At 30.8% G+C, this 9768-nt stretch carries 2 protein-coding genes; both read left to right on the forward strand.

Going from position 1 to position 9768, the window contains the following annotated elements; all coding sequences use genetic code 11:
- The first annotated feature begins 109 nt into the window (after nucleotides 1-109).
- A complete protein-coding gene (locus ACLGGR_RS19140) occupies nucleotides 110-5128 on the forward strand; it encodes an amino acid adenylation domain-containing protein (protein ID WP_410973701.1) in 5019 nt (1672 codons plus the stop codon).
- A gap of 22 nt (nucleotides 5129-5150) precedes the next feature.
- Nucleotides 5151-9768 (forward strand): amino acid adenylation domain-containing protein (locus tag ACLGGR_RS19145; RefSeq protein ID WP_410973700.1); only part of this gene is annotated, 4618 nt, incomplete at its 3' end.

The raw sequence follows: 9768 nt of genomic DNA on the forward strand, positions 1-9768 counted from the left end.
GTATAGAACAGGTGACCTGGCTCGCTGGCTTCCAGATGGTTCAATAGACTATGTAGGAAGAATAGATGATCAGATTAATATTCGAGGGTACCGTATCGAACCAAGTGAGATTGAACATTGTCTTCTACAACATAAACAGATAATGGAAGCAGTTGTGCTAGATCATAAAAATAAAGAAGGGCAAGCAACATTACATGCCTATTATGTTAAAAGTGGGGATTGCTCAAGTGAAAATTTACGTCTCTATTTATTAAATAGATTACCACGACATATGGTTCCATCATTTTTTCAAGAGGTGAAGTCAATCCCGTTAACAAACAATGGAAAGAAAGATAAAGAAGCATTAATTAAATATAATGAAATTGAAATAAAAAATAAAAACTATGTAGAACCGTCCAATTCTGTTGAAAAATTATTAGCGGAAATTTTAGAAGAGATATTATCTGTTGGGAAAATTGGTATTTATGACAACTTTATATCAATGGGGGGGAATTCTTTAACTGCCGTATTACTTAGATCTCGCATCTCACAAGTATTAAATTTTAACGTCACTTTAAAGGAAATTTTCGATTATCCTATCTTAAAAGATCTTGCTAGGGTTATATGTAAGATGGAGAATACCTCTTTTCAACCAATTAAAAAAGTAGAGGAACAAGATTTATATCCTGCTTCTACTATACAAAAGAGATTATACATAATACAACAGCTTCCAGAAGTGGGGTGTGCTTATAATTTACCATTAATATTTAAAATTAAAGGTAAATTGAATAGCAGATTATTAGAAACTTCATTAACTAAACTTATTGAAAAGCATGAAATATTACGTACTTCGTTTCATCTGCACAACGATAGATTAGTACAAAAGGTTCATTCTAAAGGTGATTTTGAATGGTTGACTCTAAAATGTGAGAATGAAGAACAAGCATTAAATCTACTTCGTAATTTTATAAAGCCATTTACTTTAGAAAAAACTTCTCAAATAAGAGGCTGTGTTATTGAATTGAATGACAATGAGCACATCTTACTTTTAGATATGCATCATATCATTATGGATGGAATGTCTAAGAATATTCTTATAAAAGAATTATCTCTATTATATCAGGGAAAAGATATTCCTTCTCCAAAATTACAATATAAGGATTATTCTGTTTGGGAAAGCGAATTAAAAGTAAATCAAACTGATTGGAGAAAAAAGGAGGAATTTTGGTTACAACAATTTTCAGATGAATTACCTATCTTAAAACTACCTACAGATTATCATAGACCGCCAATACAACAATTTAAAGGAAGAAAGCTAATTTTTAAAATAAGCAAAGAGGTGACAAATGATTTAAAATTATTTGTTAAAAGTAGAAATGTTACATTATTTATGCTACTTTTTGCTGTTTATAACGTTTTGTTGTCTAAATATTCCGAACAAGAGGATATTATTGTTGGAACGACTTTGATGGGACGCTATAATAGAGATTTTGAATCTCTGTTGGGGATGTTTGTAAATACTTTACCTATTCGCTCTAAACTTTCTCAAGAACAAACTTTTGATAATCTATTAATTCAATTTAAAAATCAATTTCTGGAAATTTATCAACATGGTGATTATTCTCTTGAGGAATTGATAAGTAAACTTTCTATTCCTAGAGATATTAGTAGAAATCCTATATTTGATACTATGTTTACATTACAAAATATAGATGTTGAGAACTTTGAAATACAAGACCTTTCATTTAAACAATATGACTTTGAGCTAAATAAAGCTGTGTTTGATATGACTTGGGAAGTTGTTGAGAGAGAAACATTACAAATAAGTGTGGAATATAATACAGATCTGTTTAAAAGAAGTACTATAGAAAACATGTTTATTCATTTTAAACATATTCTATTGAAAGTTACGTCTAATCCTAATATACAACTATCCAATATTAAAATGATAACTGGCGATGATGAGCATAAAATTTTAAATATATTTAATCAATATGAAGTAAATTATTCACGTGATAAAACACTGCAGTTTCAATTTGAAGAACAAGTTAAGAAATCTCCTGAAACAAAAGCTGTTGTATTTGAAGACAATGAATTAACTTATCAAGAGTTAAACGAGAAAGTGAATCAATTAGCCCATAAGTTAAGAGGAAAAGGAGTAAAACGAGAAGATTTTATTGGCATTATGACAGAACGATCAGTTGAGATGATTGTGGGAGTATTAGGTGTACTAAAAGCAGGTGGAGCTTATTTACCTCTCGATCCTACTTATCCAAGCGAACGAATTGAGTATATGCTTCAGGACAGTGGTGCGAAATATGTATTGACCCATGGGAATATAAGCGTCCCGGAAACATTTTCTGGTGAAATTGTAGAAATTAATGATTTGACATTAAAAGAGAATCCTAGGACAAATCTCAAAGAGGTTAATGAGTCCACAGATTTAGCCTATCTCATCTATACTTCTGGAACCACAGGAAAACCTAAGGGTGTTATGGTTGAGCATAAAAGTGTAACAAATTTTTGTTTGGTGGGTAGAACTTACGGTATTTTAGCAGGAAGCCATGTATTACAATTTTCTTCTTTTAGTTTTGATGCCGCAGTAGGTGAAATTTTCCCTACCCTTTTAAGTGGGGCTACTCTTTATATAGTATCAAATGAACTTGTCCTTTCGGGAAATGAATTTACAAATTGGATAGAAGAAAAGAAAATCGAGTCTATTGTTTTTCCTCCGTCAATGTTAAGGGTCCTTCCACATAAAGATTTACCTGCTCTTAAAACTATTATTACAGCAGGAGAAATGTGTACACCTGATCTAATAAAAAAATGGGGGGGAAATAGAACCTTTATTAATGCATATGGGCCAACCGAAGCTACTGTCGGTTCTACAGTTGCAACATGTAGGTCAGATATGGAAAAGATACCAATCGGAAGACCTCTACCAAATAAAAAAATATATATTGTCGATAAAAACTACAACTTACAACCTGTAGGTGTACCTGGCGAACTATGTATTGGAGGAGAAGGGTTAGCACGTGGTTACTGGAATTTACCAGAACTGACAGAAGAAAAATTTATACAAAATCCATTCATTCCAGGAGAAAAAATGTATAAAACAGGCGATCTGGCTCGATGGCTTCCGAATGGTGACATAGATTATTTAGGAAGAATAGACAAACAAGTCAAGATACGAGGATATCGTATAGAGCCTGAAGAAATTGAAAATTTTATGTTAGCTAAAAATTTAGTTAAAGAAGTTGTAGTTATTGCTGATGAAATTCAACAAGGTCGTATGGTATTATCAGCATATTTTGTTCCTAATGAAAAAATCACTAGTAAGCGATTACGTAATTATTTGCATAATCACTTACCAAACTATATGGTTCCCACTAGTCTTACAGAAGTGAAACAGATGCCACTTACCAAAAACGGTAAAGTAGATAAGGCGGCTTTACTAGAGATAAATAGAGGTGTTAAAGAGAGAAAGCCAGAACATAAGTCTATTTCTCCGATTGAAAGAATGTTGGTTCAAATTTGGGAAGAAGTATTAATGGTTAGGAACATAGGAATACATGATAATTTTATCGATTTGGGTGGAGATTCAATAAAAGCAATGCAAGTAATATCGAGGCTTTATCAAAATAATTTTAAACTCTCTGTAAAGGATGTATTTGAAAACCAAACAATATTTAAAATCAGTGCGAAACTTCAAAAAATAGAAAGTTTTACTGAAGAAAACCATGAAGTAGTAGGTAAAGTTCCCAGACCACCTATTCATGAATGGTTTTTTGAGAAAGATATGGATGAGCCACATCATTGGAATCAAACAATCTTACTAACAAGAAAAGAAGGTTGGATACCTAGCTTTGTTGAGCAAACTTTTGAACAGTTGGTAAAACATCATGACGTATTAAGAATGAAAGTTACAAAAGAAAAGGAATTAATTATACAAGATACTAGTAAGAAGCACTACAAATTAAACACTGTTGATTTAACATTGAGTGAAAATAAAATGTTAAAAATAAAAAATAGGGTTAACCAGCTACAAAGCGAATTGAACCTTGAAAAAGGACCATTAATAAATATTACTATATTTAACACTAAATCTGAAAGTTACTTATTAATTATTGTTCATCACATAATTATAGATGGTGTTTCTTGGAGAATTTTAATTGAAGATTTAAATACAATATATAATCGACTATCTTTAAATAGTTCTTGTACCATTAAATTACCTAAAAAAACCTTATCTTATAAGACTTGGAGTGAGAAACTACAGAAATATGCTAATAGCAATGAACTGATAAAGGAATTAAATTATTGGACAAATATTGAAAAAGAAATGTCCTTGTTTTTAGACAATAGAAGAAACGCGAATCGAAAATTTCATTTGAAAGAATATGAAAAAGTTGGAATTGAATTTGACGAATATAACACATCTCTTCTACTAAAAGATGTTCATAATGCCTATGGGACCGAATTAAATCAGATTTTGATAACTGCTTTAGTTTTAATATTAAAAGATTGGAAAAACAGTAAGGATATTGCGATAACTTTAGAGGGGCATGGAAGAGAAGCGGTTATTGATGGGGATAGTTTAAATCGCACTATAGGATGGTTCACCTCGCTATATCCATGTGTTTTCAAACTAAACTCTGTAGATTTAACAGATGTTTTAAAATATGTTAAAGAAACATTGAATGGTATACCTAATAAAGGAGTAGGTTATGGAATTCTAAAATATCTAACACTACCATCATTAAAAATGAATATTGATTTTAAAGCAAATCCAGAAATAATCTTTAACTACATGGGAATATTTGATCAGCAAAATGTTTATGGTTTTGATGAAGCTCCTATTCCATTGGGAAACTCTATGAGCCCCTTATCAGTCGTTGATCATCTATTAGAAATAAATGCGTTAATTATCAATAATAAACTGCAAATCAGTTATATTTTTAATAAAAATTTCTATTCTACAATGGAAATGGAAGAACTCTTGAGAAAATTTAAAAACCAATTAATCGAAATAATTGAACACTGTAGCCAGAAAAAACAAACGGAAGCGACTCCAAGTGATTTTAGTGCAAAATTGTCAACAACTGAACTAGAAGAAATTTTAAATGAGATCAATAAATTAGAAGTTTAAACTGTATAGGAAGTGATGAGCTGTGATTGATAACAGAGATATAGAGGATATATACGAACTTTCACCTTTGCAGAAAGGGATGTTATATCATAATTTAGAGTCTAATGAAAAAGATTTTTATTGTGAACAAACGACTTTGACATTGGAAGGAGGTATATCGTTAAGTCATATACAGAATGCTTTTGATGGATTGATTAAAAAATACGTTGTTTTACGAACTAACTTTCTCTATAACAATCTACGTAAACCAGTTCAAATTGTATGGGTTAATAAGGAGAATATAATAGAATATAAAGATATTTCTAAACTGGACAAAGAGCAAAAGGTTAAATATTTAGAAGATTTTAAAGAAAAGGATCGTTTGCGAGGATTTGATCTTTCAACGGACGCTTTAATTAGATTAAGTATTTTAAAAATTGATTCAAAAAAATTTAAATTAATTCTGAGTCATCACCATATTATAATGGATGGCTGGTGTTTTGGAATTATCATAAATGATTTATTTGAAATGTACAAATGTAGTAATAAAAACAAAAAAATTAATGTTGATAATACAACCCCATATAGTAAATATATTAAGTGGCTAGAAAATTTAGATCATAAAGAATCTATTGATTACTGGAGAGATTACTTAAGAGGAATTGAGCAACATACGCAAATACCAGCTCAAAATTCTTTAAGTGAAAATCATGATTATATAAGATCCGAGAAAAGCATCATTTTTAGTGAAGAGTTAACACGAAATTTAAAAATATTAGCTGGAGATCTTAAAGTAACCTTAAATACAGTTCTACAATGTATATGGGGTATTTTATTGCAAAGATATAATGGTACAAATGATGTGACTTTCGGATCCGTAGTTTCAGGGAGATCACCTGAAATCAGTGGTATAGAAAAAATGGTTGGCTTATTTATAAATACTGTGCCTGTTAGAATTCAAACTCAAGAAGGAACTTTTAAAAATTTGGTGAGAGAAGTTCAAAAAAGAGTATTAGATTCAGAGAAATATAATTATACTCCTATCGTAGATATCCAAAATTGTTTAGAGAGTAGACAACTCTTTGATCACATTTTTGTTTTTGAAAATTATCCCTTAGATTTAAATATATTTAATAGACAAAAAGACTTAGGTTTTAAAATTTCAAATATTGAAGTTTATGAAAAAAGCAATTATAATTTCAATATTTTGATTTTGCCAGGTAATGAATTTGAAATAAAAATTATTTTTAATGGAGAAAAGTATCAAGAGCAGTTTATTGATGATATTTTAAATCAGATAAAGTTTATAACTAGTCAGATAATATCGGATCCCAATTTATTAATTGGTGAGATAGAATTAATTTCCCAAAATACTATTTCTGAAATAAAAAATCATGAATTTCCCAATAAAAGCGTCCATGAAATCTTTGAAGAACAAGTTAAAAGATTTCCTAATAAAATTGCAATAAGAATTGAGGATCAGAGTCTTACTTATGATGAGTTAAATAAACGAGCGAATCAACTTGCACGATTTCTTTTGAATAAGGGTGTGGGTCAAGGAGACTTAGTCGGAATTTCAATGTTAAGGTGTTTTGATTTATATATAGGAATGCTAGCCATCCTTAAGATAGGAGCAGCCTATGTACCAGTAGAGACATCATATCCTCAACAACGTTTAATTCAATTAGTTAGAGATTCGAAAATTTCTATATTTATTACTAAAGATGATCTAACTCTTGATACTAAAGAATTAACTATAATCGATATAGATGAATATACGGAGGAAATTAAAAAAGAAAATGAATTAAATTTACAGTTACCTATTTTCGGTAATGAATTGGCGTATGTCATGTTCACTTCAGGATCGACGGGTAAGCCGAAAGGTATTTTAACTACACATCAAAATATAATTAGCCGTGTTTATAATAGCAATTATGTAGAAATTAATGAAATGGACAAAATTCTGCAATTGTCAAATTGTACATTTGATGGTTCTTCATTCGACATTTATTCGAGTTTATTAAATGGGGGAGAACTAGTAGTTGTTCAAGAAGATAAATTGTTAAATATTTCTTATTTATCAGAATTAATAGAAAATAAAGAAATTACTATTGCTTTTATCACAACAGCTCTATTCAATAAAATAGTAGATTTAAACATTACTTGTTTAAAAAACCTTAAAAATATATTGTTTGGAGGAGAAAAAGCATCTATTAAGCACGTAATAAAAGCTGTTAAAGTACTAGGTGAAAACCGTTTAATTCATGTATACGGGCCAACAGAAACAACTATTTTTGCTACTTATTTTTTAATTGATTACTCCATTTTAAATTCAAAGAAAGTACCAATTGGACAACCTATAAATGATACACAAATATATATATTAGATTCTAATTTAAAACCTGTCCCAAGAGGTATACAAGGAGAAATTTATATAGGGGGAAGAGGAGTAGCTCAAGGTTATATAAATTCTAGTGAGTTAACAGATAAACATTTTATTCCAAACTTATTTGATGATTCCAAAACACGTTTATATAAAACAGGAGATTTAGGCTGTTTTTTACCTGATGGTAATGTTGAGTTTCTAGGTCGTATTGATAATCAAGTGAAAATTCGAGGCTATAGAGTTGAAATAGAAGAAATAGAAAATTTAATATTGCAACATTCGTATGTAAAAGAAGCTGTGATTAACATAGTAGGAGATATGAATTTAATTGCTTATATTACACTTCATAAGGATATTAATAAGAATACGATTAATTGGAAGAAATATTTTCTGGAAAGGCTTCCCCATTATATGGTGCCAACTCATATCATTGAGATGGAAAAAATACCTCTCACTTCAAATGGGAAGCTGGACCGAAAGGCCTTACCTTTACCGGAAATACAATCATTAGAGGAGTATGTGGCACCGACAAATGAAATTGAGAAAAGCATCGAAAAGATGTGGAGAGAAATACTTGAAACCGATCAAATTAGTATTCATGCGAACTTCTTCGAACTTGGTGGTCATTCTTTAAAAGCCATGATGTTGGTGTCGCGTATTTCAAAACAGTTTCAAGTACAAGTACCAATTAACGAAATCTTTTCACGCCCAACAATTAAAGAGTTATCAGAATACGTTCAAAAGACAGACGAAAAGACATATCTTCCAACAATTGAACGTGTGGAACATCAGAAGTGTTATCCAGCATCATCTGTTCAAAAACGATTACACTCTATACACCATATAGATGAAACGAAAATGACTTATAATATGCCAATGGTATTAAGCATCGAAGGTGCTTTAGATATTAAACGCTTGGAAGGCGCTCTACAAACCATTGTGAGTCGTCATGAATCCTTGCGGACTTCATTCCATATGGTGGATGATGAACTTGTTCAAAAAATTGATGAGAATCTGATTTGTCAACTTCAGTCTTTTTACGTGGATAGTGACACAGATGTAGAAAAAGCTATTCAATCATTTATAAGGGTTTTTGAATTAGATGTAGCTCCTTTATGTCGTTTTGGCCTGGTACATTTAACAGAAAGTAAATACTTATTGTTAATAGACATGCATCATATCATTTCAGATGGTGTATCGATGGGGATATTCATGAGGGAATTAAGAAGTCTATATCACCAGATACCATTAGAGCCTATACAAATTCAATATAAAGACTACACAAGCTGGCAAGAAAAACTCAAAAGAACAGAGTTTTATCATAAGCAGGAAGAATATTGGATGAAGGAGCTTGCAGGAGAATTACCAGTGTTACATTTACCAACGGATTTTCCACGTCCAGCTATTCAAAAGTTTGATGGGAAATTATATTCGTATGAGTTTGATCCAACATTGGCTCAGAAGTTGGTTGAATTTTCGTCAAACCAAGATGTGACCTTGTTTATTACCTTACTGGCTGCTTATAATGCATTGTTATATAAATACTCAGGGCAAGAGGATATTCTAATAGGTTCGCCTATTGTAGGGCGATCAAATCCGGAATTAGAAAATGTTATAGGAATGTTCGCAAATACAATAGTTTTTAGAAATTATCCCACAGGTGGATTGACGTTTCGAGAGTTCTTACAAAGTGTAAAAGAGCGAAGCGTCTCAGTATATGAAAATGCCGATTATTTATTCGAGGAACTCGTTGAAAAACTGGAGATAGAAAGGGATCTTAGTCGTAATCCACTTTTCGATACGATGTTTATTTTGCAAAATATAGGACAGGAAAAATTGGCGTTATCTGATTTAACAATTAGAGAAAAACCAATAGAATGGTCAAATTCAAAAATGGATATGAGTTGGACTATATTGGAAGGTGAAACAATTCATCTTATTTTGGAATATAGTACTCATTTATTCAAGGAGGAAACCATTGGTCGGATGATCGACCACTATATATCTATCCTTCAAGATATTGTAGAACAGCCAGATAAATGTTTAAGGGATATTGAGTTAGTCTCGGAGAAAGATCGCCAACAATTATTACTCCAATTTAATGATACAAAGAAAGACTATGTTAAAGCGAAAACACTTTATACACAATTTGAAGAACAAGTTAAGAAATCTCCTGAAACAAAAGCTGTTGTATTTGAAGAAAATGAATTAACTTATCAAGAGTTAAACGAGAGAGCGAATCAACTAGCCTATAAGTTGAGAGAAAAAGGAGTAA

Source organism: Bacillus sp. BD48 (genome assembly GCF_046566805.1).
Lineage (GTDB): Bacteria > Bacillota > Bacilli > Bacillales > Bacillaceae > Bacillus > Bacillus safensis.